We start from the raw sequence: 24,041 nt of genomic DNA, 5'->3' as shown, positions 1-24,041 counted from the left end.
GGTCGGACGAGTGGAGGCCTTGTGGCCACGACCTCGTCCTTCGACGGGCTCAGGATGAGGTCTACTGGATAATCAAAGGTGACGGTCCTCAAAGCCCCGTGCGGAAGAAGAACAGCCGCGGCTTCCAGACGATCTTCAGCTTCTCGGTCAACACGTTGGCCAGGCCCGCGGCGAGCACGATGACGAGGCCGATAATGGCGACATAGTCGGGGTATTCGCCGAAGAACAGCGCCCCGAACACGATGGCCCAGATCAGTTGGCTGTACTGCACCGGCGCCACCAGGTTCGCCGGCGAGCGCTTTGCCGCCGAGATCAGCAGCAGGCCGCCGGTCCCCCCAACAGGCCGATGCCGAGGAAAACGGCCATCTGCTCCAGCGACGGCATTACGAAGAACGGGATCATCAGCAGCCCGTTGATGATGCCCGAATACAGCACCTGCAGGCCCACCAGGCTGACGCGCCGCTCCCTGGGCGCCACATGGCGCAGGATGATGGTGGTGATGCCGCCGAGAAAGACGCTGATGAAAATGGCGAGGTGCCCCAGTTGCAGCTCGCGAACGCCGGGGCGGATGACCAGCACCACGCCCAGAAAGCTGATGATCAGCAGCAGCCAGCGATGCAGGGCCACATGCTCCTTGAGCACCAGCACGCCCAGCAGGGTGACCATGATCGGCGTCAGGAAGCCGATGGCATAGACATCGGCAAAGGGAATGTGGGTGAAGGCAAACATCACGCACGCCGTGCTGGCGATTGCGGTCGCGCAGCGCAGGTGCACCAGCCGGGGGTGCTGCAGCTTGTAGAGATCGCGCCAGCGCTCGCCGCGCTTGGTCAGCATGGCGGGAATGATGGAGAGGCTCGTGGTGAAGAAGGCGATCTCGAAGACCGACATGGCCGGGCCGGTGGCCTTGATGAGGGCGTCCGCGACGGAAAAGCTGGCATAGGCCAGGAACGCAAAGAGGACGCCGACCGGCATCGAAATATCCAGGAAATAGAAAGGACTCGAAAGACTGGCTGTACCATACAAGCGATGCGGCAAGCCGTCGACGGGGCGTGCGACGGGATCGAACTATATTTCGGGACCCTGCACTTCGGTAATGTTGGTCGGCGGGCCGGGGCGGGCGGCGCGGTATTCGGCAAAGCGGCCGGCAATGCGTGCCCGGGCGCCATCCACGAACACATTGACCAGCCCGGACAGGATCACGACGGCAAGCCCGATATAGGCCAGCAGGTCGGGATATTCGAAATAGAAGAACGCCCCCAGCCCGATGGCCCAGACGATCTGCACATATTGGATGGGCGCGACCTGGCTGGCCGGGGCGTTGCGGGTGGCCGCGATCAGCAGGATGTGGCCCAGTCCGACCAGGCTTCCCGAGGCGGCCAGCAGGCCGAATTGCTGCGGCGTGGGCATGACGAAGGTGGGCACCATCAGAACTGCATTGACGACGATCATGTAGATTGCGGGCAGCGCGATCAGGCTCACCCGCTTTTCGGTGGGCGCGATGACGCGCAATATGGTGGTGGTCGCGGCGCCGAAGACGGCACAGAGCAGGGCGGTCAGGTGTCCGAATTCGAGTTCCCGAAAGCCGGGCCGCACCACCAGCATGACGCCGATAAACCCCAGTGCGAGCATGGACCAGCGCACGATATCGACGCGTTCGCGCAGGATAAGAACCGACATTACCGTGATGAACAGTGGCATCATGAAGACCAGCGAATAGGTCTCGGCGAAGGGGATGGTGGTGAAGGACACCGTGACCAGGATCGACGAGGCCACGCCGGTAAAGGAGCGGAGGTGGACCAGCGCCACATGCTCGAGGCGGAAGCTGTTGCGCCAATGCTCGCCCTTCGGCTTGGCGAAGGCGGCGGGGATGAGCCCGAAGACGGCGATGAAGAAGCCGATCTCGAAGACCGAGAGGCTCTGGCCGAAACCCTTGATGATGGCGTCGCCACAGGAATAGACCGAATAGGCGACAACTGCATACAACACGCCGATCGGCATGACACATCCAGAAAAACGAGGGCTGCGGGCAATGGAGCGACCCTAGAGGGCGCCAGGCGTTCCGTCGATGGGAATTGTGTCGCGGGCTATTGCTGCATGGCCGGCCCGATGATCTCGATCCTGTTGGTCCAGATGTAACCCTCGAAACTGTCCGGCACCTGCGCCAGTTGCTCCAGCGTATCGATGCCGGCCGTACCGGGATCGCCGGAATCATAGGGGCCGAGCAGGATGACCTGGCTGCCGGCATTGCGGAGGCGTTCGAGGAAGAGATTGGGCCAGCCCCAGATGAAGGGCGCCACGTTGAGCGGCACCATGACCTTGGTGTTGCGGCAGGCTTCCGGCATGTAGCCGGTCCAGCCCAACCCTTCATATTGCAGCAGGCAGTCGACGAGACCCCGCCGCGACCAGACGGCGAGGCCATCGATGAGGTCTGCGGCACGATAGGTCGGTTCGTCCCCGCCATAGGCACCCCAGACGGCGTGGCGCCATTCGGGATGCTCGGCCATCAGCGCCGCCAGCATGTCGCCCTCACGCTCTTCCCGGCTCTTGAAATTCACCAGGAATTGCCGGTCCGGCATGGCGGAGAGCACTTCCTTGAGCTCGGGCATCTGCCCGACGCCGGTGCCGCGCAGGGGGAAGGTGGCGCCGCCATCGGCGGTGTAGCCGTAACCGATATCGAGGGTCTTCAAATAGGCCATGTCATGGCTGCGTGTTTCGCCGGTGCCCTCGGTGCGGCAATCCACGGTCCAGTCATGCAGCACGGCGAACTGGCCATCGGTGGTGGGGTGCACATCGAGTTCGACAATGTCGGCGCCAGCGGCGAAGGCGGCCTGCATCGAGGCGATGGTGTTCTCGATATACTGGTGCTCGGGCGGATAGATACGCTCGGCGGTGCAGGTATCGTTTTCCAGCCCTTCGCGGTTGAAGGTCTGGTGGACGCCACGATGGGCGATCAATGCCACCTGCGGATCATCAGGCGCGGCCGCGCGCCAACTGGCATTGAACACATAGATGCCGGCTGCCAGCACCAGCAATGCCAGCAGGATCCGCCGCAACCAACGCATGATGATTCCCCCCAAATGCCCGGCGCCAATTTTCGCAGCCATTGGGGTCGAAATGAGGCGCTTGCCTTGGCGGGACGAATCCCGCATCACTGAAACCGATGGTTCCGGCCGCCCCTCTCGGGCGGCGGGATTAAAGGGAACACGGTGCGACGTACCCATCAGGGCGCAAGACCGTGGCTGCCCCCGCAACTGTGAGCGGATAGCGACACCGGGATTACCACTGGCCGAATGGCTGGGAAGGTCCGGCGCCGCAGCGACCCGCGAGCCAGGAGACCTGCCGTCATCCTTTCCTTTCAACCCGGCCGGGGTGTGCCGCGGGAGACGATGATGACCAGTTGCCGCACAAACGCTGCTATTCCGCTGCTCGGATCGCCCGTGCCCTCCTGCCTGACGGCGGAGGTTGCCTATGGCATCCGGCGGTATTTCGGCTGACCGCTTCACCGGCGCGCATCCGGCGCGGCTCGACATCGACGACCTGAGCTGGGGCGTGGGCTCGGGCGAACCCATTGTCGGCCCGCTGTCCCTGATGGTCGAACCGGGCCAGATGCTGGCTCTGGTGGGTCCCAATGGCGCTGGCAAGTCCAGTCTGTTGCGCTGCCTCTACCGCTATCATCGGCCAAGCTCCGGCATAGTCCGCCTCGATGGCGCCGATATCTGGTCGCTGCCCGGCAAGATGGTGGCACGCCGCATCGCTACCGTGCTGCAGGAACAGGCCTCCGATTTCGGCCTCACCGTCGCCGAAATCGTCGAGCTGGGCCTGACGCCGCATCGCGGCGGCTGGGGCACGGATCGCTCGGACTATGAGGCGGTCGAGGCTGTGCTGGCGCTGATGGAGCTGACCCATTTGGCGCCGCGCGACCTGGCCACTCTGTCGGGCGGCGAGCGGCAAAGGGTGATGATTGCCCGGGCCTTGCTGCAGAAACCTGATCTTCTGATTCTGGACGAGCCGACCAATCATCTCGACATCAGGCACCAGCTCGAAGTGCTCGATCTGCTGGGGCGACTGGCCTGCACGGTCATCGTCTCGTTGCATGACCTGGCTCTGGCCTCGGCCCATGCCGATCGCGTGCTGCTGCTCGATGGGGGCCGTGTCGCTGCCATCGGTGCGCCGGGCGAGGCACTCACCCAATCCACCATTCGCGCGGCCTTTGCCGTCGAAACCCTGCTCGACGCCCATCCGGCCACGGGCCGGCCGCGTCTCAGTTTCTATCTCCCCAACCAGATCCAGGAGTGATCTCATGCGCCTCGTTCTTGCCCTGGCCGCGCTGGCGGCCGCCAGCTCTTCGGCTCTCGCCGCCGGCTATCCGGTGACCGTGCAGAGCTGCAACCGCGACGTGACCTTCGATTCCGCCCCGCAGCGCGCCGTCTCCAACGACGTCAATCTCACCGAGATGATGCTGGCGCTCGGCCTCACCGACCATATGGTTGGCTATACCGGCGTTTCGAGCTGGAAGACGCTGGACGAGACGCTGCGCGAGGGCGTGGCCGAGTTGCCCGAACTCTCGCCGGAATATCCGAGCAAGGAAGTGCTGCTCGGCGCCGATGCCGATTTCTATTTCGCCGGCTGGAACTACGGCATGCGCGTTGGCGGCGAGGTGACGCCCGAGACGCTGGCCGAGTTCGACATCGCCGTCTACGAGCTGACCGAGAGCTGCATCCACATCATGGACAAGCCCAAGGCCTCCATGGATGATCTCTACAACGACCTGCTGAACCTCGGCGCCATCTTCGATGTTGCCGATCGGGCCACGGCGCTGGTCGACGGCTATAAGCAGGAGCTGGCCGATTTCCAGGCCACGCTGCCGTTGCTCGAAGCGCCGGTGCCGGTCTTCGTCTATGACTCGGGCGAGGACAAGCCGTTCACGGCCGGGCGCTTTGCCATCCCCACCGCGCTGATTGAGGCGGCGGGCGGCTCCAACATCATGGACGATGTGCAGTCGAGCTGGGTCGAGATCGGCTGGGAGCCGGTGATCGAGCGCAATCCGGAGGTGATCGTCATCGTCAACTATGGCGAGGTGACCGCCGAGCAGAAGATCGACTTCATGAAGTCCAACCCCGCCTTTGCCTCCATTCCGGCCGTGGCTCATGCCCGCTTCGTCGTGCTCGAATATGTCGAGGCCACGCCCGGTCCGCGCAATATCGAGGCGGTGAAGCGCCTCGCTGCGGCCTTCCGGGAGTAGATCCGTGTCGCACCGCCATCTCGCCACTGGCCGCCGCCATGCGGCTGCGCACTGGATGCCGGTCCTCATTGGGGGACTGGCCATCCTGCTCGTCGTCACCATGTCGGTGGCGGTGGGGGCAGGGGCGGTGCCCATTCCCGTCGAAACGGTCTGGCGCATCATTGCGTCCAAGCTCATACCCGGCAGCGTTGGCGTGGACTGGCCGGCGGGCCGCGAAGCCATCGTCTGGGAGGTGCGCCTGCCGCGCATCGTGCTCGGGGCCATTGTCGGGGCCAGCCTCGCTGTGGTCGGGGCTGCCCTGCAATCGGTCACGCGCAATCCGCTGGCCGATCCGCATCTGCTGGGCATTTCGTCCGGTGCGGGTTTCGGGGCGATCCTCGTGCTGCTGCATACCGGCATGTTCCTCGGCCTCGTCACCGTGCCGCTCTTCGCCTTTGCCGGCGCACTGGTGGCGACTGGTCTCGTGCTGGCCGTCTCCAACCTCACCAAATCGCAAAGCGCCGGCCGGCTGGTACTGGCCGGCGTTGCCATCAGCTTCATCATCACTGCCGCCGGAAACCTCTTCATCTTCCTCGGCGATCCGCGTGCGGCCCATACGGTGGTCTTCTGGATGCTGGGCGGGCTGGGCCTGGCGCAATGGCCGCAATTGCCGTTTCCGCTGGCAGCACTGGTTCTTTGCGGGGGTTACCTCATCGCGCGAGCCCGTGCCCTCAATGCCATGACGCTGGGCGATGAAAGTGCCACCACGCTGGGTATTCCCGCCAACCGGTTCCGCCTCACCGTGTTTATCGTTTGTGCCTTGCTCACGGGCTCGGCCGTGGCCTTTTCCGGCGTCATCGCCTTTGTCGGGCTGATGATCCCCCATATCGTCCGCATGGGCGTGGGTGGCGATTACCGGCGGGTGTTGCCGCTCTCGGCGCTGGTCGGGGCCATCTTCCTTGTGCTGGCCGATATTGCCGCCCGCACCCTCATGCCGCCGCAGGACATGCCGATCGGCGTGCTGACGGGGGTTATCGGTGGGCTGTTCTTTGTCGGCCTGCTGCGCTGGCGCAAGACAGGGGCCGAGTAGTTCCGGCAAGTTACTCTATTGTCTGAACGAAGCATTCATTCCGGCGTCATCTGGCGCGTGATTTCAATTGCACGCTGTTGTGCGGTGCTCGATAGTCGAGGCCGCTGCTGCTGGAGGGCTACCCATGCGGATTGTTCGAAACTTCTTGCTGGGAGCCATTGCGGCACTCGGCCTGGCGCTGCCGGCGGTTGCCGCCGAGCGGGCCATCATCGTGCTCGATGGGTCGGGTTCGATGTGGGCGCAAATTGACGGCAAGGCGCGCATCACCATCGCGCGCGAGACGCTGCACGAAGTGCTGGCCACGCTGCCCGACGATCTCGAGCTCGGCTTCATGACCTATGGCCACCGCGAGAAGGGCAATTGTTCCGATATCGAAATGCTGGTGGAGCCGGCGACCGGCACCGGTGCCGCCATTGCGGCTGCGGCCGACGGCATCAACCCCAAGGGTATGACCCCGATTTCCGATGCGGTGCGCCTTGCGGCGGAAGACCTGCTCTTCACCGAGCAGAAGGCCACCGTGATCCTCATCACCGACGGCCTTGAAACCTGCGAAGTCGATCCCTGCGCGCTGGCGTCCGAGCTTGAGGCTCAGGGCATCGACTTCACCACGCATGTCCTGGGCTTCGGCCTGTCGGACGACGAGGGCCAGCAGGTGGCGTGCCTCGCAGAAAATACCGGCGGCAAATACCTGTCCGCCAATGACGGAAATGCGCTGGTCGAGGCGCTGACGACCACTGTTGCGCAGGTGGTGCAGGCCGAACCGGAACCTGCTCCCGAACCGGAACCCGAGCCCGTTGCAGACTACAACTACAAGCCGACCGCTTCCCTCTCCGAAGGCGGACCTGATCTCGCAAACGAAAATGCCGATCTGGTCTGGGAATGGTACAGGGTCGCCGCTGACGGCAGCCAGGGCGAGTATGTCGGTACCGACTATAATTCGGATTTTGAAGGCACGCTGGAGCCCGGCGACTACATCATGACCGCCAGGATGGGCTATGCCCGCACATCCCAGCCCGTGACCATCGAGGCGGGCAAGGTTGCCGCGCCACATTTCGTGCTCAATGGCATCATTCTCAAGCTGCATCCGCTGCCCAGCGAGGGTGCCGATGTCGATGAAAATGCCGCGGTCGAAATCCGCCATGCCGGCGACTATGTCACCACCAATTACGGCGACACCAATCTGGTCGTTCCGGCCGGGGCGCTCGAGGTCGATGTGTCCATCGGCGAAGCGACCGTGACGCGCAGCTATGATGTGGCGGCGGGCGAGACGATCGACGAGGATGTGATTGTCGGCGTCGGTCGGGCCGAGATCGCCTCGTTCTATGTCGAGGGCATGCCGGCTTCGGACGATATCTTCATCGAGGTTCTTGCCGCGGCAAAGGCCCTGGACGGCTCGCGCAAGTCGGTGGCCTACACCTATGGCGGTGACGTGAGCTTCGAACTGCCTGAAGGCGACTACGTCGCCGTCTACAGACTACGCGGCGCCAAGGGCGAAGTGCCGTTCTCGGTCAAGACGGCTGAACTCACCGAGGTGGTCGTTATGCTCGATGCCGGCGTGCTGGCCGTTGCCACGCCCGGCGACAACTATGTCGAGGTGTTCGGCGCGGCCAAGAGCATCGATGGCAAACGCCAGTCCTTCGACTATGGCTATGGCCCGGATTTCCAGACCACGCTGCCGGACGGAGACTATGTCGTGTTCGCCCGTATCGGCGACGGAGAGAGCGAAACCCCGATTACCATCAAAGGCGGCGAACGGTTCGAACTGACCGTGGAAGCCGCCCCGGCGGGCAAGAGCAAATAGCCACAAAACAGATGCGAGAAGGGCGCCCGATGGGGCGCCCTTCTGTTTAGTCGAAACTGACGTCGCCACCGCTGGAGGTGTCCACGTCGCGGTCTGCCGGATTGCCCCGGACCTCGATATCCCCGCCGCTCGATGCGTCGGCCCTGATCCGGGCGGTGGCATGCACCGACACGTTGGCGCCGCTGGAGACTTCGGCTATCGCGTTGCTGGACACGAGATCATCCGCATCGATGTCGGAGCCGCTGGAGGCGTCGGCTTCCACCGTATCGGCAGAGCCGCTGATTTCGATATCGGACCCGCTCGAAGCGGAGACGATGGCGTGGCCCAGTACGGCGTCGGTCACCTTGATATCGGCGCCGCTCGATGCGTCGAGTTCGAGCCGCTCGTTGGTCACGGCGATCACGCCGACATCGGCGCCCGAGCTGGCGGTGACGCCGGCCAAGGCCGGCAAGGTGATGTCGATGGTGATGGCGTTGCCGCTATTGAGCAACTGGCCGACCAGCCCGCCGCTGATGATGAAATCGAGAAAGCTCTGCTCGAAACGGGCGGTCAGGGTGCCGCCATCAACGCTGATCTGCAGGTGGTCCAGCGCATCCTGGCTGCGCGATTCCGCGCGAACCGAAAAGCTGTCGCCCTGGGTGATCCGGGCGTCGAGCCCGGTGGCGATATCGACGCGGTCGAAGCCGCTGAAATCGAAGTCGGCGCTCTGCGCGAATGCGGCAGTGCCGAGGAGAAGGCCGGCTGTTGCGGCGGTGGCGATTGCGATACTGCGGCGCATGTCTGATCCCTCCAATGAGCCCTGGACCCACCGCATATGGGCGGGCATCAGCACAGCTCAACCCGCGTCGGGCGACAAAAATCGCCGGGAGCGGGGTTGAAGGTAACATCCGTGTTACCTAGTGCGCAAAAAAGGCCGGGTCGCGCGGACCCGGCCTTTTCGAATTTCAAGCGTAACGGGTTGGTTACGCCATGGCCTTCTGCAGGTTCTGGTCGATGGCGTCGAGGAAGCCGAGGGTCGAGAGCCACGGCTGATCGGGGCCGACGAGCAGGGACAGGTCCTTGGTCATCTTGCCTTCTTCGATCGTGTCGACGGTGACCTTTTCCAGCGTCGCGGCGAACTTGGCCAGTGCCTCGTTGTCGTCGAGCTTGGCGCGGTGGGCGAGGCCACGGGTCCAGGCGAAGATCGAGGCGGTCGAGTTCGTCGAGGTTTCCTTGCCCTGCTGGTGCTGGCGGTAGTGACGGGTCACCGTGCCGTGGGCAGCTTCGGCTTCGACGATCTTGCCATCGGGGGTGGCCAGCACCGAGGTCATCAGGCCGAGCGAACCAAAACCCTGCGCCACGATGTCGGACTGCACGTCGCCGTCATAGTTCTTGCAGGCCCAGACATAGCCGCCGGACCACTTGAGGGCCGAGGCAACCATGTCGTCGATCAGGCGGTGCTCGTACCAGATCTTGGCGGCTTCGAACTTTTCCTTGAACTCGGCTTCGTAGATTTCCTGGAAGATATCCTTGAAGCGGCCGTCATAGGCCTTGAGAATGGTGTTCTTGGTGCTGAGATACACCGGCACGCCGCGGGCGAGGCCATAGTTGAAGCTCGCATGGGCGAAGTCGCGGATCGAATCGTCGAGGTTGTACATGGCCATGGCGACGCCTGCGCCGGGGGCCTGGAACACTTCGTGCTCGATGACCTTGCCGTCTTCGCCGGTGAACTTGATGGTCAGCGTGCCCTTACCGGGGAACAAGAAGTCGGTGGCGCGATACTGGTCGCCGAAGGCATGGCGGCCGACGATGATCGGCTGGGTCCAGCCGGGCACGAGGCGCGGCACGTTCTTGCAGATGATCGGCTCGCGGAAGATCACGCCGCCCAGGATGTTGCGGATGGTGCCGTTGGGCGACTTCCACATCTTCTTGAGCTTGAACTCTTCGACGCGCTGCTCATCGGGGGTGATGGTGGCGCATTTGATGCCGACGCCGTGCTTCTGGATCGCCTTGGCGGCATCGACCGTGATCTGGTCATCGGTGGCGTCGCGGCTTTCCACGCTGAGATCGTAATATTCGATCGGCAGGTCGAGATAGGGGTGAATGAGCTTGTCCTTGATCGCCTGCCAGATGATCCTGGTCATCTCGTCGCCGTCGAGATCGACGACCGGGTTGGCGACTTTGATTTTGCTCATCGGAAATATCTCCCTGAAATCCGCATATTGGCCCTCTGGCCTTCGGCGTGCCCTATAGCATCGGTGCGCCGCGGCGCAAAGCCGGCAAAGGGCAAGGGGGCATGCCGGTTGACATCGTGCATATGCACGCTTATCTGGCAGCACATGATCGATGATTTCGACCTTTGCCTCGTTCTCAATACGCGCATGGCGGCTCGTGCGGTGACCCGCCGTGCCGATCGCAAATTGCGCGGCTTTGGCGTCACTGCGGCGCAGTTCAACATATTGGGGGCGCTGGCGAACCATCCAGGACGCTCGATCACCGATACGGCCAATGCGCTGGCCATGGACCGCACCACGCTGTCGCGCAACCTGGCGCTGCTCGAACGCAAGGGCCTGGTCGCTAGCGCGCCGGCCGGGCGCGGCAATGGTCGCCTCGGCGCCCTTACCAAACAGGGTCGCGAGACCTTTGATGCCATCCTACCCGAATGGCGGCGTTCGCAGGCGGAACTGCGAGAGGCGCTCGCCAGTCCCGATTTTGACACTGTCATCGACGGGCTTCGGCATCTGTCGCGGCTGTAGCGACATCGCCCTGCCGCAATTCTGAGAAATTCACTCCGTGCATATACACAGGAACCCACCATGCTGAAGCCCGATCCCGCCGACCCCATCGTTGTCACCGGCATGGGTGCCGTCAGCCCCCTGGGCGTCGGCGTCGATACGCTCTGGCAGGGGCTTGTCGCCGGCCGCAGCGGCATCGTCCACAATGATCGCTTCGATACGAGCGAGTTCGTCAGCCACATTGCCGGCCTTGTTCCGACGAAGGACAAGAATCCGAACGGTTTCGATGCTGCCGATTTCATCGACGGCAAGGAAATCAAGAAGATGGACCTGTTCATCCAATATGCCATCGGTGCCGCCAGCGAGGCGCTGGACCAGGCGGGTTGGCACCCGACCGCGCCAGAGGATCAGGCGGCAACGGCCACCATCATCGGCTCGGGCGTCGGCGGCTCGCCCGTCATGGCCCGCGCGGTCGAGATCATCCAGCAGAAGGGCCCCCGGCGGCTTTCGCCCTTCACCGTGCCATCCTTCCTTGCCAACCTGGCGGCCGGGTGGCTGTCGATCCTCCACAGTTTCCGTGGGCCGATCGGTACGCCGGTCACTGCCTGCGCGGCGTCGGCCCAGGCCATTGGCGACGGCATGCGGCTGATCATGACCGGCGAGGCCGAAGTTGCGGTGGTTGGCGGCGCCGAAGGCTCGGTCGACCCCATTTCCATCGGCGGGTTCGGTGCTTCGCGCGCCCTGAGCGGCAGTTATGCCGATGAGCCGCACAAGGCGTCGCGCCCCTTCGACAAAGGACATGACGGCTTCGTGCTGGCCGAGGGCGCAGCGGTGCTCGTCATCGAAAAACTCAGCCATGCCCGGGCCCGGGGCGCCACCCCATTGGCGGTGCTCGCCGGTTACGGCACGTCCGCCGATGCCTATCACCTGACGGCCGGCTCGCCTGATGGGGCGGGGGCGCAGGTCGCCATGCGCAACGCGCTTGCCATGGCGGGTGTCGAGCAAAGCCAGGTCGGCTATGTCAACGCCCACGCAACCTCGACCGCGGTCGGCGATACGGCCGAAATCGCCGGCATTGCCGCCGTATTCCCCGGTCGCGGCAAGGATCTTGCCGTGTCCTCGACCAAGTCCGCGACCGGCCACCTGCTGGGCGCCGCGGGCGCATTGGAGGCCATCATTTCGGTCAAGGCGCTGCGCGAAGGCGTGCTGCCGCCGACGATCAATCTCGATGATCCGGTGGAGGAGGCCGACATATTCGATCTCGTGCCCAATGCCGCCAAGGCCAAGACCATCGACTATGCCCTGTCGAACTCGTTCGGCTTCGGCGGTGTCAATGCGGCGCTGGTTTTCGGCAAGGCGCCGGCCTGAGCTACTTGGTGGGCAGGGTTTCGACGAAGCCGCGCGCCAGTGCGATCCAGTCGAGCAGCACCTCGTCGTCTTCCAGCACGTCGCCGCTCACTTCGACGAAGCCCGCCATGGTCTTGCTGCCCATGGTCATGGGGCGGGCGCCTGGCAGGGCCAGGCTCTCGTCGTAACGTTCCTTGCCGACCCGGACCAGCAGGCCGCCATCCTTCATCGGGCAGACCAGCATGTTGCCACTGAGCATGAAACAGCGGCCGCCGAACATTTTCTGCTCGGTGATGGCGAGCCGCTGTTCGAGCAGGTTGCGAATGCGGTCGGACAGTTCTTCCACGGGCAGGCTCATTGCGGGTCCTCCCGATAGCGTTCGTGCCAGGGCAGGTGGTCGGCAATCAGGTCCCAGGCCCGGTGGCTGCGCGCGAAGATGAGCTGGTTAGGCACGAACCAGTCGTTCTGCCCGGAGAACAGGCCGGCGGGCAGGATGGCGAAACCGGGCGCCCGTGAACTTCGGGCATGGATGGTCGTGCCGCATTCGGGGCAGAAATGCCGTGTGAAGGTTGCGCCGGACTCGGCCGGACGGGACCAGGATTTCGTGGCGCCGACCACGCTGATCGCATCGGCAGGCAGCAAGACGACACTGGAATGGCCGCTGCCCGATACGCGCTGGCAGTTGTCGCAGGCGCATTGGAACATGGAGACGACGCGTCCGCGGGCCGTCAGCGTGATCGCCCCGCAATCGCAATGGGTGGTGAGGTCGATCATGGGGTGTTCTGAGCTGGACATGGCATGAGGCTGGCACGCAGCCACACCGGCGGCAAGGCCGGTCTTGCCTTTGCGCGCCCGACTGGGCGAGAGTGCGGCGCCAAAACGGGGGAGGCATGGCGCTCTATCCAGACTATCCGATCCGCACCGAGCGGCTGACACTGCGTCCTTTCACGAGAGGCGACGTCGATGCCGTCTATGCCTATCGGCGGCGGGAGGACGTGGCGCGCTATCTGTTCGATGTGGCCCTGAGCCGCGAAGAGTGCGCGCTGGCGGTGCAGCAGCGCATCGGCCAGGTGGCGCTGGAAGGCGACGGCGACAAGATCATCCTGGCGGTGGAACTCAACCAGATCGCCAGCGTCATCGGCGAGGTATCGCTGATCCTGCGCAGCGCCGATGCACGGCAGGGCGAGGTCGGCTGGATATTCGACCCGGACTATCAGGGGCAGGGCTATGCCACCGAAGCGGCCACGGCGCTGCTGGATATCGCCTTCGGTCCGGGTGACTTGCATCGCGTTTCGGCGCGCTGCGATGTGCGCAACGGGTCCTCGTGGCGACTGATGGAGCGGCTGGGCATGCGGCGGGAAGCGCATTTTCGCGAGCACGCCCTGTTCAAGGGCGAGTGGGACGAAGAGTTCGTCTATGCCATGCTGCGCCGCGAATGGCTGGGGCGCCGAAACTAGGCTTTTTGGCCCCTTCACCATGCCCGACGGCGGGCGCCACCCATTAGTATTCTTTTCCAGAAGGCGGCAGGAACTTCCGCGACTCCGGCGGCGTTGGAGGCTTTGGGCTTGCAACGACTTTGCGGAGGGATCGCAGCTGCCATGACGTCACTGATTTTGCCCATTCACACCGACCGTCTGACCCTGCGAACCTTCGAACGTGGCGATATCGATGGCCTTTGCGCCTATCATGCGCTGCCATCGGTGCAACGCTATGTCTTCAGTCGCACGCGCGACCGTGGGGAGATTGCCGGGGCGCTCAAGATCATGCGCGAGCATGTGAGCCTGCAGCGGCCGGGTGACACGCTGACACTGGCGGTAATCCGCAAGGGCGACCAGGCGCTTGTCGGTCATGTGGCACTGCTGTGGGCCGACGCGACGGCGGGGCAGGGCGAGGTGCGGTTCGTGGTCAATCCGGCCCATGCGGGGCAGGGCTATGCCGGCGAGGCGCTGGCGGCCTTGTTCGATCTGGCCTTCGATCATTTCCGCATCCACCGGGTGTTTGCGCGCAGCGATGGCCGCAATCACCATTCCATCAAGCTGATGCAGCGGCTGGGCATGCGGCTCGAAGCACATTACCGGGAACATGCCCTGTTCCAGGGCGAGTGGGACGAGGAATTGCATTTCGCCATTCTCGACCGGGAGTGGCAACGGTCCACGAAGGTCAGGGATCTGCCGATACGCCACCGCGTCGCGTAGTACGCGCGCGCGAAAAACTAGCCATCTTGGATAGTGCGCACCACTTGGAAAAACTGCATGGCTGGCATGACTTTCATGCTGACGCGGGGACAGGGTCTGCTCTAACGTCTGGTTGAGGCGCAGCGTTCTCGGAGAATACAGGATCGAGGGGGTCAGGTGTTCGGCGCGGCGTCCAGGTGAATATTTGAGGACCCCCATGGCCCCCATTTTTGCGGCCAGTGCCAGCAAGCGCCTGATCGACGCGCTGAGGCAGCATACCCGTCAAATCATCCTGATTGCCGCGTTGGTCTTTGTCGCGGCGCTGCTCGGCAGCCTGTCCCGGCCGACCGGTTTTCTGGCTGCGTTCTGGCCGGCCAACGCCGTACTTGTCGGCATATTGCTGCGCAATGTGCTGCTCAGTCGTATCTCTATCCTGCTCGCGGCCGCCGCAGGCTACATGGCGGCCGCGATCGCTGTCGGTGACCAGCTCGGCCTGGCCTGGTTGATGACGCTGGCGAATATCATCGGCGCCGCAACGGTTGCCGTCATGTTGCGGACTGGCAGCGACCAGGACCGTTCGCTGTCACGCCCACAGGGTGTGGTTGTGCTTCTGGTCGCCAGCATCGCAGGCTCGGCAAGCGGCGCAGTGCCCGGTGGTGCGGCCATGGCGGGACTCGTGTCGGGAGGCTATTTCGACGGCTGGTCCGCGTGGTTCGCTGCGGAGCTGGTGAACTATCTAGCCCTGATACCGGTGGTGCTGACCTGGCCGGCGGCAGGCATCCAGATCGGACGGCCCGGAGCGCAGGTGGCGCCGATTGCCGCGCTGGTCGTAGCCGTCGCCCTGAGCCTGATCGTGCCCCATTCGGTCGCCATCGTCTTTCCTGTGCCCGCCCTGATATGGTGCGCGCTCTCGCTGCCGATGGTGGCGACAAGCATATTGGTAATGCTCTATGCAGGCCTGGCTATGCTGGGACTCAAGCTGGGCTTTTTCGCCTATGGCGTGAGTGGCGCATCGACAATGGCGGTGCATCTGGGTATCGCGCTTGTGGCGTTGGGGCCGGTTATGGTGGCCAGCGCCAATGTCGAGCGCCGCCGCCAGATGGATAGGCTCTTGCGCCTGGCGCAGCACGACGAGTTGACCGACGCCCTGACGCGCGGTGCATTTACAGAAAAGAGCCGTCTGCTCCGCGAGGCCCTGGTGGCGGAACAGGCGCCCGTAGCAGTGCTGCTGGTCGATGCCGATCACTTCAAGCAGATCAACGATACGCATGGTCATGCCGGCGGAGATCGTGTGCTGGTCGCGGTGGCGGCCGCCATCAAGGCGTCCATTCGCCAGGGCGACCTGTTCGGCCGGATCGGGGGCGAAGAATTCGCTCTCGTGCTGCCGCGGATCAGCCTGCGTGAGGCGGCAGCGGTTGCCGAGCGGATTCGCCATACCGTCGAAAACCTGGCGGTGGTGCTGGACAGCGATGACGTGCAAAGCGTGACTGTCAGTGTTGGCCTTGCCTTCTCGGCCACTGGCGCGCCGCCGATCACTGAAATGATTTCCCTGGCCGACCGGGCCATGTATGACGCCAAACGGGCGGGCCGGAACCGGGTCGAGGTTTACCAGGTCCCGCCACGGGAAATGCAGGGATACTGACGTCATGGCTGGAACCGATACATCCATCAAAATCGAGTTGCGGCCATCGCCGGCAGTGATCCTGTGCGAGCCGCAGCTTGGCGAGAATATCGGTACGGCGGCGCGAGCCATGGCCAATTTCGGCCTATGGGACCTGCGCCTGGTGCGACCGCGCGACGGCTGGCCCAACGAGAAGGCGGTGGCCGCCGCCTCGCGTGCCGACCATGTCATCGAACGCGTACGGGTGTTCGAAACGCTGGAAGCGGCCATTGCCGATCTCGAACTGGTGCTGGCCACCACGGCCCGGTCGCGCGACCTGCAGAAGGAAGTGATCGGCCCCGATGTCGCCGCACAGCGCATGGCGGCTCAGGTCGCCGCCGGGCGGGGCGTGGGCCTGCTGTTTGGCCGCGAAAAGTGGGGCCTGCTCAATGAGGAAGTGGCGCTGGCCGATACCGTCGTCACCCTGCCGGTCGAGCCGGCCTTTGCTTCGCTCAACATTGCGCAGGCTGTGCTGATCCTGGCCTATGAGTGGCGGCGGCAATCGGGGCAGGCGGAAACCCTGCCCTTCGGCAGCGGGCTTTCCGAGGTGGCGCCCAAGAGCGAACTGGTCGGGCTGTTCGAACATCTCGAAGGCGTTCTCGACCAGACCGGCTTCTTCACCACGCCGGAGAAGAAGCCCAGCATGGTGCACAACCTGCGCACGGCGCTGACGCGTGGCAGTTTCTCGTCGCAGGAGATTCGCACCCTGCGCGGGGTGATTTCATCGATCGATCGCCGCCACCAGCGGCCCAATCCCAACCGACAGAAGTAACCGGCGGGATACAGCGCCGCATATTTTCTTATGGCCGAACGGATTTCGCCGGAACGGCTTTGACTGCGCTTCGGCGCCATGGCACTTCCAGAGCATGAGCACCGCCGTTCCCGTCGCGCCGTCCCGCCTCGCTTTCACCTATAAGGGCTTTCGCTTTTTCTGGCTGACGACGCTGCTGGTCAGCTTCGCCGTGCAGATCATGTCGGTGTCCATTGCCTGGCAGATCTACGATGTCACCGGCAATGTGTTCCTGCTTGGGCTGGTCGGGCTCAGCCTGTTCCTGCCGGCACTGTTGCTCATTCTCCTGACCGGGCTCACTGCCGACCGCTTCAACCGCCGCATGATCATGGCCGTCTGCCTCAGCGTCGAACTGCTCTGTGCCTTGGGGTTTCTCGCTTTCGTCAATGCCGAGGCGCACGAGGTCTGGCCGATTTTCGGCATCCTGATCGTACTGGGCACCGCCCGTGCCTTCTGGGGGCCCGCGGCCCAGTCGCTGGCGCCCAATCTGGTGCCGCCTGAGGCGTTGAGCAACGCCATCACCGTCAATGCTTCTGCCTGGCAAATGGCCTCGATCATGGGGCCGGCCGCCGGCGGCCTGCTCTACGGCATCTCGCCCACGGTGGCGTTTGGTACGGCCGGAACGCTGTTGATGCTCGCTGTGGTCAGCGTCTTGCTGATTCCAAAGCCGGCGCAACGCGGGTCGGGCCAGGCGACCAGCCTCGAAACCATTTTTGGCGGCTTCCGCTACATCTTTTCCAACAAGGTGGTGCTAGGCGCCATCTCGCTCGACATGTTCGCCGTGCTGATGGGTGGCGCCGTGGCGCTGCTGCCGGTCTATGCCAAGGATATCCTGCATGCGGGGCCGCAGGAGCTGGGCCTGTTGCGTGCGGCGCCGGGTATCGGCGCCATCGCCATGGCGCTGTTCCTGACGCGGTTTCCCATTACAGACCATGCCGGCAAGCTGCTGTTCCTGTTCGTCGGGTTGTTCGGCCTGTTCACCGTGGTGTTCGGGCTGTCGACCACAGCCTGGATTTCCATTCCGGCACTGGCGCTGGTGGGCGCGTCCGACATGGTGAGCGTCACCATTCGCGAGACCATCATGCAGCTCTGGACACCGGAGGAAGTGCGCGGGCGGGTGAATGCGGTCAATTCGGTGTTTATCGGGGCGTCGAACGAGCTGGGCGAATTCCGCGCCGGCACGGTGGCGCATTTCATCGGGCCGGTTGCCGCGGTGGTTATTGGCGGTGTCGGTGCCATCGGCGTCGCCATCATCTGGAGCCGCATTTTCCCCGGCTTGCGCGAGCAGCGCAGTCTTGCCAAGCGGATGGTCGACTAGGCGGCCTTTTTCGCGCCACGCTACCTTGCGCCGATAGAACAGTTCGACGAACGGCAGGGCAACCGAAAATGGCAATATGCCCAGCGCAACGACTTGCAATAGCGCAACGTTTTCGATGACGAAGTGCCCGCGCTCGGCATTCAGCAGCAATTGGGCCATGGTCTGAAAGGCCAGGTGGAAGCCGATGCCGGTCCAGACCGAGCCGGTGATGATGCGAAGCATGCCGAGGATGGCGCCCATCACGTAGAAGAGCGATGCGTGCAGCGGATCGATCCCGCCCGACGAGAGGAACCACAGGGCGACGCCCCAGCTTCCGAACAAGATCGCCTGCACGGTCACCGCCGCCCAAAGCGGCAGGATCTTGCCGAGATTGGTTTGGATATAGCCGCGGAAGGCCAGTTCCTCGGGCAGGGCTTCGAGCAGGAAGACCAGCACGATCAACAGCGGCACGAAGGCGAGGATTTCGCTCCATGGCGCCAGCGGTGTAATCGTTACCAACCCGAAGGCCAGGCACGCTGTTACCCCGATGGCAAAGGGCAGGAGCCAGGCCATGGCGCCGATGGCGAAGGGGCGCAGGGCCGACAGTTCGAGCGCGAGGCCGAGGCCCGCCATAGGTTCCCGGTCGAGATAGCGGCGCGCCAGCATGACCAGTGGCACGGCCAGTGCCGTCGTCAGCAGCGCCATGACGATGTGGCGATCCACGGCATAGTCGGGGCCGAACAGCGCGGTCGCGATGGCGGACTTCGCATGGAAGACGGCGAGCAGGGCAAGCCAGAGGATGGCGACGCGCATGGCGGGGGAGCGGATCAGGCTGGACCTCCATCGGTTCGGTAGAGGCAGGGTGGTGACGTTTGGCGTTGCTGTCCAGCCCCAGGGAACGCTCGACAGCGTAGTGGGCCTCACGTAGCGTCCCGGCAGAAGGGGAGGCAGAGATGGCCAAGGGCTACTGGATCGCGCAGGTCGATGTCGAGGACACGGAGCGCTACGGCGAATATTCCGCGCTGATCGATGCAACACTGGCGCCGTTTGGTGGCCGCTTCCTGGTACGGGGCGGTCGACGGGAGGATGTCGAAGGCGCGATGCGCAAGCGCGCTATCCTTATCGAGTTCGACAGCTATGAGCAGGCGTTGGCCTGTTACCGCTCTGCGGCCTATCAAGCCATCATTCCTTTGCGCACCGGCGCTGCGATAGCCGACATCGCGGTGGTCGAGGGCGGCGGCGCCTCATAGCGGGGCATTTGCTTGACTCCTGCGGCTTTCCGCTCTATCAGGCGCGCACCTATCCGGGCCGTTGGCCCATAGGCGCACCCGGGATCTCTCAAAATATTTGGGGTCTGTCGGCCATCCCCAGGGAAGGCAGAGGAGGGCCGCGATCCATTCAACTATTAGAAGGATACGCGATGTCGAAGCGTCATTCAGCCAAGTACAAGATCGATCGCCGTCTCGGCGAAAACATCTGGGGTCGTCCGAAGTCCCCGCTCAACGCCCGTGCCTATGGCCCCGGCCAGCACGGCCAGCGCCGCAAGGGCAAGCTCAGCGATTACGGCCTGCAGCTCCGCGCCAAGCAGAAGCTCAAGGGCTATTACGGCTCGATCACCGAGAAGAGCTTCAAGAAGCTCTATAACGAAGCCGCCCGCGTCAAGGGCGACACCGGCGAGAACCTGATCGGCCTGCTCGAGAGCCGTCTCGACGCGATCGTCTACCGCGCCAAGTTCGTTGCCACCGTGTTCGCTGCGCGCCAGTTCGTGTCGCATGGCCACATCCTGGTCAACGGCAAGCGCGTCAACATCCCGTCCTACCAGGTCAAGATCGGCGACAAGGTGGAAGTGCGCGAGCGCTCCAAGCAGCTCGCCGTGCTGATCGAAGCCACCCAGTTGGCCGAGCGCGATGTTCCCGACTATGTCGAAGTCGACCACAACAAGATGACCGCCACCTTCGCCCGCGTGCCGGGTCTGTCGGATGTGCCCTATCCGGTCCAGATGGAACCGAACCTGGTCGTCGAATTCTACTCGCGCTAAGCGAAGCAGATATCGGAATTGGCAAGGGCCGCTCCTCGGAGTGGCCCTTACTTTTTGTTCATGTTTACGATCCTGCTTGCCGTCGCCACAATTCTGTGACGGATTGAGCGCGTTCCGAAAGGGAACGTCGCTAAGGGTACGCAGATGATTCACGCCTTCTTCAAGAGCCGCCGCTGGGCCTCATGGGCCTATGGCATGGGCATTTTCATTGTCCTGATCATCTGGCTGCAGGTCGATCTGTCAGTGCAGGCCAATGCCTGGTACCGATCCTTCTACGACATGCTGCAGACCGCCCAGGAGCATGACGTCTCCGAATTCTGGCATTCCCTGTTCGGCTGGGAATGGGCATGGGAACGGATATTCTTCGTCATCCCCATGGTGGTGCCCAAGACATTCATCTGGATAGCCATTCCGATCGTACTGACGGGCACGCTCGGCAACTTCCTGGTCTCCCATTACGGCTTCCGCTGGCGGCAGGCGATCACCGAGAACTACATTCCGCGCTGGCGCAATGTGGAGCACGAAATCGAAGGTGCCTCCCAGCGTATCCAGGAAGATGCGAACCGCTTTGCGCGCATCGTGGAAAGCCTCGGCCTGCAGATGCTGCGGGCCATACTCACATTGATCGCTTTCCTGCCCATTCTGTGGACGCTGAGCGGACAGGTTGACCTGCCTGTCATTCGCGACATTCCGGGTTCGCTCGTCTGGGCGGCTTTGCTTGTCAGCGTCGGCGGCATGGCCATTTCGTGGTTTGTCGGCTGGTTCCTGCCGGGCCTGGAATACAATAACCAGAAGGTGGAAGCCGCATTCCGCAAGGAGCTGGTGCTGGGCGAGGATGACAAGATCCACCATGCCCAGCCCGAAACGCTGTTCAGCCTGTTTACCGGGCTGCGCTTCAACTATTTCCGGCTCTACCTGCACTACGGCTATTTCAACCTGTGGTCGAACGCCTATGGCCAGATCACCTCGCTGACGCCGCTGCTCATGATCGGGCCGGCCATGTTCACCGGCGCCGTTTCGGTCGGGCTGCTGTTCCAGGTCAACAATGCCTATGGACAGGTGGATGGAGCCTTCTCTGTGGTGCTGAACAACTGGACCACCCTGACCGAGCTACGCTCCATCTGGAAGCGCCTGCACGAGTTCGAGGGCAATCTGGACAAGTACGATACCGGGCATGATGTGGCCGCCGATGCGCAGGAAGCCAGTCCGCTGCCGATCTAGTGGCGCGTGCCGGACGAGTGGGTTATGAGGGGGCGGCGACGCCCCCTTTGCTTTGAGGCAGATATGAACGAAGCCCTGCCCATCGATATCGAACAGGCCGAACCGGAGAGCGGTGGCCACCCGGCCTATGCCCATGCGCCGCGGAGCGTCGAGTTCAACAAGCTGCGTAAGCGCCTGATCCGCAATACGCGTGAGGCCATCGAAAAATTTGCCATGGCGCGGCCGGGCGAGAAGTGGCTGGTGGCGCTGTCAGGCGGCAAGGACAGCTATGGCATGCTGGCGCTGCTGCTCGATCTCAAGTGGCGTGGGCTGCTGCCGGTAGAATTGGTGGCCTGCAATCTCGACCAGGGACAGCCAAATTTTCCCAAGCACATTCTGCCGGAATATCTCGCTGGCCTGGGGATCGAGCACCGCATCGAATATCAGGACACCTATTCCATCGTCACCGACAAGCTGCCCCAGGGCGCGACCTATTGCTCGCTCTGCTCGCGGCTGCGCCGGGGCAATCTTTATCGCATCGCGCGGGAAGAGGGCTGCACGGCTTTGGTGCTGGGCCACCATCGCGACGACAGCCTCGAAACCTTCTTCATGAACCTGTTCCATGGCGGCAAGCTCGCCGCCATGCCGCCGCGGCTGCTCAATGACGAAGGCGACATCGAGGTGCTGCGGCCGCTGATCTATTGCGCCGAGGAAGACCTGCAGCGCTTTTCCGATGCCATGGAATTTCCGATCATTCCGTGTGATCTCTGTGGCTCCCAGGACGGCCTCGAACGCAACGCCATGAAGGCCATGCTTGGCGATATCGAGAAGCGCATGCCAGGCCGCAAGGACGTGATGATCCGGGCGCTGGGCAATATCAATGCCAGTCATATGCTCGATACACGGCTGTTCGACTTTGCCGCCCTGTTCGACAAAAGGACCTCCAAGTGAATTTTGATCTCATGGAACTGGCCGCCATCCTGCGCGATGCGGCCCGATCGGAAGCTCTGCCGCGCTTTCGTCGGCTCGATCCCGGTATGGTGCATATCAAGACCGAGGCGATCGATCTGGTGACTGAGGCCGATGTGGCGACCGAACAGGTCATCAAGGCGCGCATTGCGGAATGGATGCCCGAGGCCCTGTTCGTGGGTGAGGAATCGGTGGCGGCCGACCCGGCCCTGCTGCCGAAGCTGGCGACTTCCGATCTTTCCGTGGTCGTCGACCCGATCGATGGTACGGCCAATTATGCCGCCGGGTTGCCGCTGTTCGCCACCATGGCGTCGGTCGTCTCGAAGGGCGAGACAGTGGCCGGGATCATCTACGATCCCATGGGAGACGATTGGGTCATGGCCGAGAAGGGCGGTGGCGCCTGGCTGCGCCGGCCGGGTGGCGAAGCCGTGCGCCTTGGCGTGGCGGCGCCGCTGCCGCTGGCCCAGATGGTGGGCACGTCGTCGGTGGCCTTTATGCCGGCGGCCTCGCGGGGGCAGGTGCTGTCCAACTTCACCAAGGTCCGCATGGTGGCCAATTATCGGGTAGCCGGTCACGAATACCGCGCCTTTGCCTCGGGCCACACGCAGTTCGTTTGCTTCAACAAACTGATGCCCTGGGACCATCTGGCCGGCGTGCTCATCAGCCAGGAAGCCGGCGCCTATGCCGCCCGGCTGGATGGTGGGCCATATCTGCCCAGCCATGTCGATGGTGGGCTGCTGGTGGCGATCAATCACGACGCCTGGGATGAGTTGCGGCGGGAAGTGTTCGTGTTTTAGGGGCAGGCCGTGGTCGCGGAAGTTCCCATACCCCCACCCTCACTCCCTCCCCACAAGGGTGAGGGAAGCCTGTCCGGTGGACACTGAGGCATTGGGCGGAACCCGGACTGCAGTCATGCGCCTCCCTCCCCCTTTTGGGGAGGGAATGAGGGTGGGGTTGTTTAGCCGCCTACGTCCGGGCCATTGCCAATCCTGCCCCCTTGCCACAACTCATAAGTGTGTGCTTATGTGTTGCGCATGAGTGATGTCGATATTTTCAAAGTGCTGGCCGATCCAACCCGCCGGGCCATGCTCGAGCGGTTGGCTTCGGCTGAGATGACCGCGACGGAACTGCGCGAGGGCTTTGCCATTTCGCAGCCCGCCATGAGCCAGCATCTGGCCGTCCTGCGCGGGGCAGGGCTCATCAGCGAGCGGCGCGAGGGGCGCTATGCGCATTATCGCGTCGCGCCGGATGGCATGGCACCGCTGCATGAATGGCTGGCGCGCTATCGCGCTTTCTGGCCGAGCCGGATCGACGGACTCAAGGACCTGCTCAGGGAGATGGATCAATGACCGAAACGGATGCGCTCACCTTCGAATGCGCGTTGGATGCACCGCCCGAAAAGGTCTGGCGGGCGCTGACCGTGCCCGAATATCTGGAGCGCTGGCTCAAGCCCGAGCAGGAAATCGAGCTGGCGGTCGTCACCGCAGAGGAAAACAAGAGTCTCACCTATCGCTGGCGCGAGGCCGGACAGGGCGCCGTCGTGGGAATGGAGGATAGTCTCGTGACTTTCGAGCTGACGCCGACCAGCGATGGCGGCACCTGGTTTCGGCTGACCCATGCGCCGATGGCCGTGCCGGTAGCGGCGAATAGCAACGGGCCGCTGATGATGGCCGCCTAGCCGAAGTTTCAGCCCCTGCGCCTCCCTCCCCCTTGAGGGGAGGGACCGAGGGTGGGGGTGAG

The 24,041-nt window shown here is 63.6% G+C and carries 26 protein-coding genes, 1 pseudogene and 1 riboswitch; of the genes and pseudogenes, 18 read left to right on the top strand and 9 right to left on the bottom strand.

Annotated elements, in window-relative coordinates:
* Positions 1–88: 88 nt before the first annotated feature.
* From NVV79_RS20950 to NVV79_RS20935, 4 genes are all read right to left on the bottom strand, one after another.
* Positions 89–280 carry a hypothetical protein gene (locus NVV79_RS20950; RefSeq protein WP_303993707.1) on the bottom strand — a complete coding sequence of 64 codons (192 nt, stop codon included), beginning with the start codon at positions 278–280 and terminating at the stop codon, positions 89–91.
* Positions 281–312: 32 nt separating this feature from the next.
* Entirely contained in the window at positions 313–972 is a 660-nt protein-coding gene (locus NVV79_RS20945) for a DMT family transporter (RefSeq protein WP_303993704.1), read from the bottom strand.
* Between the two features lie 93 nt (positions 973–1,065).
* Positions 1,066–1,998: a DMT family transporter gene (locus NVV79_RS20940; protein WP_303993701.1), complete on the bottom strand. Its 933-nt coding sequence runs from the start codon at positions 1,996–1,998 to the stop codon at positions 1,066–1,068.
* Positions 1,999–2,084: 86 nt separating this feature from the next.
* Positions 2,085–3,062: a glycerophosphodiester phosphodiesterase family protein gene (locus NVV79_RS20935; protein WP_303993698.1), complete on the bottom strand. Its 978-nt coding sequence runs from the start codon at positions 3,060–3,062 to the stop codon at positions 2,085–2,087.
* Between the two features lie 82 nt (positions 3,063–3,144).
* Positions 3,145–3,359: riboswitch (cobalamin riboswitch) on the top strand.
* Positions 3,360–3,468: 109 nt separating this feature from the next.
* Between NVV79_RS20935 and NVV79_RS20930 the strand changes: the two genes are divergently transcribed.
* The 4 genes from NVV79_RS20930 (at position 3,469) to NVV79_RS20915 (ending at position 8,112) form a co-directional block, all read left to right on the top strand.
* Complete coding sequence (locus NVV79_RS20930) at positions 3,469–4,296, top strand: ABC transporter ATP-binding protein (protein WP_303993695.1); 828 nt, start codon at positions 3,469–3,471, stop codon at positions 4,294–4,296.
* 4 nt (positions 4,297–4,300) lie between these two features.
* Positions 4,301–5,242: an ABC transporter substrate-binding protein gene (locus NVV79_RS20925; protein ID WP_303993692.1), complete on the top strand. Its 942-nt coding sequence runs from the start codon at positions 4,301–4,303 to the stop codon at positions 5,240–5,242.
* A 55-nt stretch (positions 5,243–5,297) separates the two neighbouring features.
* Positions 5,298–6,311 (top strand): iron ABC transporter permease, encoded by a 1,014-nt coding sequence (locus NVV79_RS20920; RefSeq protein WP_303994356.1) that lies wholly within the window; start codon positions 5,298–5,300, stop codon positions 6,309–6,311.
* Between the two features lie 124 nt (positions 6,312–6,435).
* Entirely contained in the window at positions 6,436–8,112 is a 1,677-nt protein-coding gene (locus NVV79_RS20915) for a VWA domain-containing protein (RefSeq protein ID WP_303993690.1), read from the top strand.
* A 46-nt stretch (positions 8,113–8,158) separates the two neighbouring features.
* Here NVV79_RS20915 and NVV79_RS20910 read toward each other — a convergent pair whose 3' ends face one another.
* Positions 8,159–8,890 carry a head GIN domain-containing protein gene (locus NVV79_RS20910; RefSeq protein ID WP_303993687.1) on the bottom strand — a complete coding sequence of 244 codons (732 nt, stop codon included), beginning with the start codon at positions 8,888–8,890 and terminating at the stop codon, positions 8,159–8,161.
* Between the two features lie 184 nt (positions 8,891–9,074).
* On the bottom strand, positions 9,075–10,286 hold the full coding sequence (locus NVV79_RS20905; protein WP_146289542.1) for an NADP-dependent isocitrate dehydrogenase: 1,212 nt from the start codon (positions 10,284–10,286) through the stop codon (positions 9,075–9,077).
* Between the two features lie 144 nt (positions 10,287–10,430).
* On the opposite strand from NVV79_RS20905, the gene NVV79_RS20900 reads away from it, so the two are divergent.
* Together NVV79_RS20900 and fabF are read left to right on the top strand one after the other, a co-directional pair.
* Complete coding sequence (locus NVV79_RS20900; RefSeq protein ID WP_146289541.1) at positions 10,431–10,847, top strand: MarR family winged helix-turn-helix transcriptional regulator; 417 nt, start codon at positions 10,431–10,433, stop codon at positions 10,845–10,847.
* Positions 10,848–10,907: 60 nt separating this feature from the next.
* On the top strand, positions 10,908–12,194 hold the full coding sequence (gene fabF, locus NVV79_RS20895) for a beta-ketoacyl-ACP synthase II (RefSeq protein WP_303993678.1): 1,287 nt from the start codon (positions 10,908–10,910) through the stop codon (positions 12,192–12,194).
* Between the two features lies 1 nt (position 12,195).
* On the opposite strand, the gene NVV79_RS20890 is transcribed toward fabF, so the two are convergent.
* Together NVV79_RS20890 and NVV79_RS20885 are read right to left on the bottom strand one after the other, a co-directional pair.
* Positions 12,196–12,531, bottom strand: coding sequence for a TfoX/Sxy family protein (locus NVV79_RS20890; RefSeq protein ID WP_303993676.1), 336 nt, complete (start codon positions 12,529–12,531; stop codon positions 12,196–12,198).
* The gene (locus tag NVV79_RS20885) at positions 12,528–12,947 is read right to left on the bottom strand and encodes a GFA family protein (RefSeq protein WP_303993675.1); all 420 of its coding nucleotides are present in this window, start codon (positions 12,945–12,947) and stop codon (positions 12,528–12,530) included. Before NVV79_RS20885 ends, NVV79_RS20890 begins: the two co-directional genes overlap by 4 nt.
* A 116-nt stretch (positions 12,948–13,063) precedes the next feature.
* Between NVV79_RS20885 and NVV79_RS20880 the strand changes: the two genes are divergently transcribed.
* The 5 genes from NVV79_RS20880 (at position 13,064) to NVV79_RS20860 (ending at position 18,115) form a co-directional block, all read left to right on the top strand.
* Positions 13,064–13,630, top strand: a complete 567-nt coding sequence (locus tag NVV79_RS20880; RefSeq protein WP_303993673.1) for a GNAT family N-acetyltransferase — start codon at positions 13,064–13,066, stop codon at positions 13,628–13,630.
* A 141-nt stretch (positions 13,631–13,771) separates the two neighbouring features.
* Positions 13,772–14,368: a GNAT family N-acetyltransferase gene (locus tag NVV79_RS20875; protein WP_303993670.1), complete on the top strand. Its 597-nt coding sequence runs from the start codon at positions 13,772–13,774 to the stop codon at positions 14,366–14,368.
* 196 nt (positions 14,369–14,564) lie between these two features.
* Positions 14,565–15,989: a sensor domain-containing diguanylate cyclase gene (locus NVV79_RS20870; RefSeq protein WP_303993668.1), complete on the top strand. Its 1,425-nt coding sequence runs from the start codon at positions 14,565–14,567 to the stop codon at positions 15,987–15,989.
* 4 nt (positions 15,990–15,993) lie between these two features.
* On the top strand, positions 15,994–16,779 hold the full coding sequence (locus NVV79_RS20865) for an RNA methyltransferase (RefSeq protein WP_303993665.1): 786 nt from the start codon (positions 15,994–15,996) through the stop codon (positions 16,777–16,779).
* A gap of 94 nt (positions 16,780–16,873) precedes the next feature.
* Entirely contained in the window at positions 16,874–18,115 is a 1,242-nt protein-coding gene (locus NVV79_RS20860) for an MFS transporter (RefSeq protein WP_303993662.1), read from the top strand.
* A gap of 219 nt (positions 18,116–18,334) precedes the next feature.
* Here NVV79_RS20860 and NVV79_RS22710 read toward each other — a convergent pair.
* Positions 18,335–18,667 (bottom strand): annotated as a pseudogene (locus NVV79_RS22710) (CPBP family glutamic-type intramembrane protease); the annotation flags it as partial.
* A 380-nt stretch (positions 18,668–19,047) separates the two neighbouring features.
* On the opposite strand from NVV79_RS22710, the gene NVV79_RS20850 reads away from it, so the two are divergent.
* The 7 genes from NVV79_RS20850 (at position 19,048) to NVV79_RS20820 (ending at position 23,979) form a co-directional block, all read left to right on the top strand.
* Positions 19,048–19,344 carry a DUF1330 domain-containing protein gene (locus NVV79_RS20850; RefSeq protein WP_303993657.1) on the top strand — a complete coding sequence of 99 codons (297 nt, stop codon included), beginning with the start codon at positions 19,048–19,050 and terminating at the stop codon, positions 19,342–19,344.
* A 170-nt stretch (positions 19,345–19,514) separates the two neighbouring features.
* A complete protein-coding gene (rpsD, locus tag NVV79_RS20845) occupies positions 19,515–20,132 on the top strand; it encodes a 30S ribosomal protein S4 (RefSeq protein WP_303993655.1) in 618 nt (205 codons plus the stop codon).
* A 144-nt stretch (positions 20,133–20,276) separates the two neighbouring features.
* On the top strand, positions 20,277–21,353 hold the full coding sequence (locus NVV79_RS20840; RefSeq protein ID WP_303993653.1) for a putative transporter: 1,077 nt from the start codon (positions 20,277–20,279) through the stop codon (positions 21,351–21,353).
* Between the two features lie 63 nt (positions 21,354–21,416).
* Positions 21,417–22,283 carry a tRNA 2-thiocytidine(32) synthetase TtcA gene (ttcA, locus tag NVV79_RS20835; protein ID WP_303993650.1) on the top strand — a complete coding sequence of 289 codons (867 nt, stop codon included), beginning with the start codon at positions 21,417–21,419 and terminating at the stop codon, positions 22,281–22,283.
* A gap of 11 nt (positions 22,284–22,294) precedes the next feature.
* A complete protein-coding gene (locus NVV79_RS20830; protein ID WP_303994354.1) occupies positions 22,295–23,098 on the top strand; it encodes an inositol monophosphatase in 804 nt (267 codons plus the stop codon).
* A gap of 237 nt (positions 23,099–23,335) precedes the next feature.
* Entirely contained in the window at positions 23,336–23,650 is a 315-nt protein-coding gene (locus tag NVV79_RS20825; protein WP_303993647.1) for a helix-turn-helix transcriptional regulator, read from the top strand.
* Positions 23,647–23,979: an SRPBCC domain-containing protein gene (locus NVV79_RS20820; protein WP_303993644.1), complete on the top strand. Its 333-nt coding sequence runs from the start codon at positions 23,647–23,649 to the stop codon at positions 23,977–23,979. The genes NVV79_RS20825 and NVV79_RS20820 overlap by 4 nt, the downstream gene beginning before the upstream one ends.
* The last annotated feature ends 62 nt before the right edge of the window (positions 23,980–24,041 follow it).

This window comes from Devosia ginsengisoli (genome assembly GCF_024707105.1).
GTDB classification, from domain to species: domain Bacteria; phylum Pseudomonadota; class Alphaproteobacteria; order Rhizobiales; family Devosiaceae; genus Devosia; species Devosia ginsengisoli_A.
This window is presented reverse-complemented; position numbering and strand designations above follow the sequence as displayed.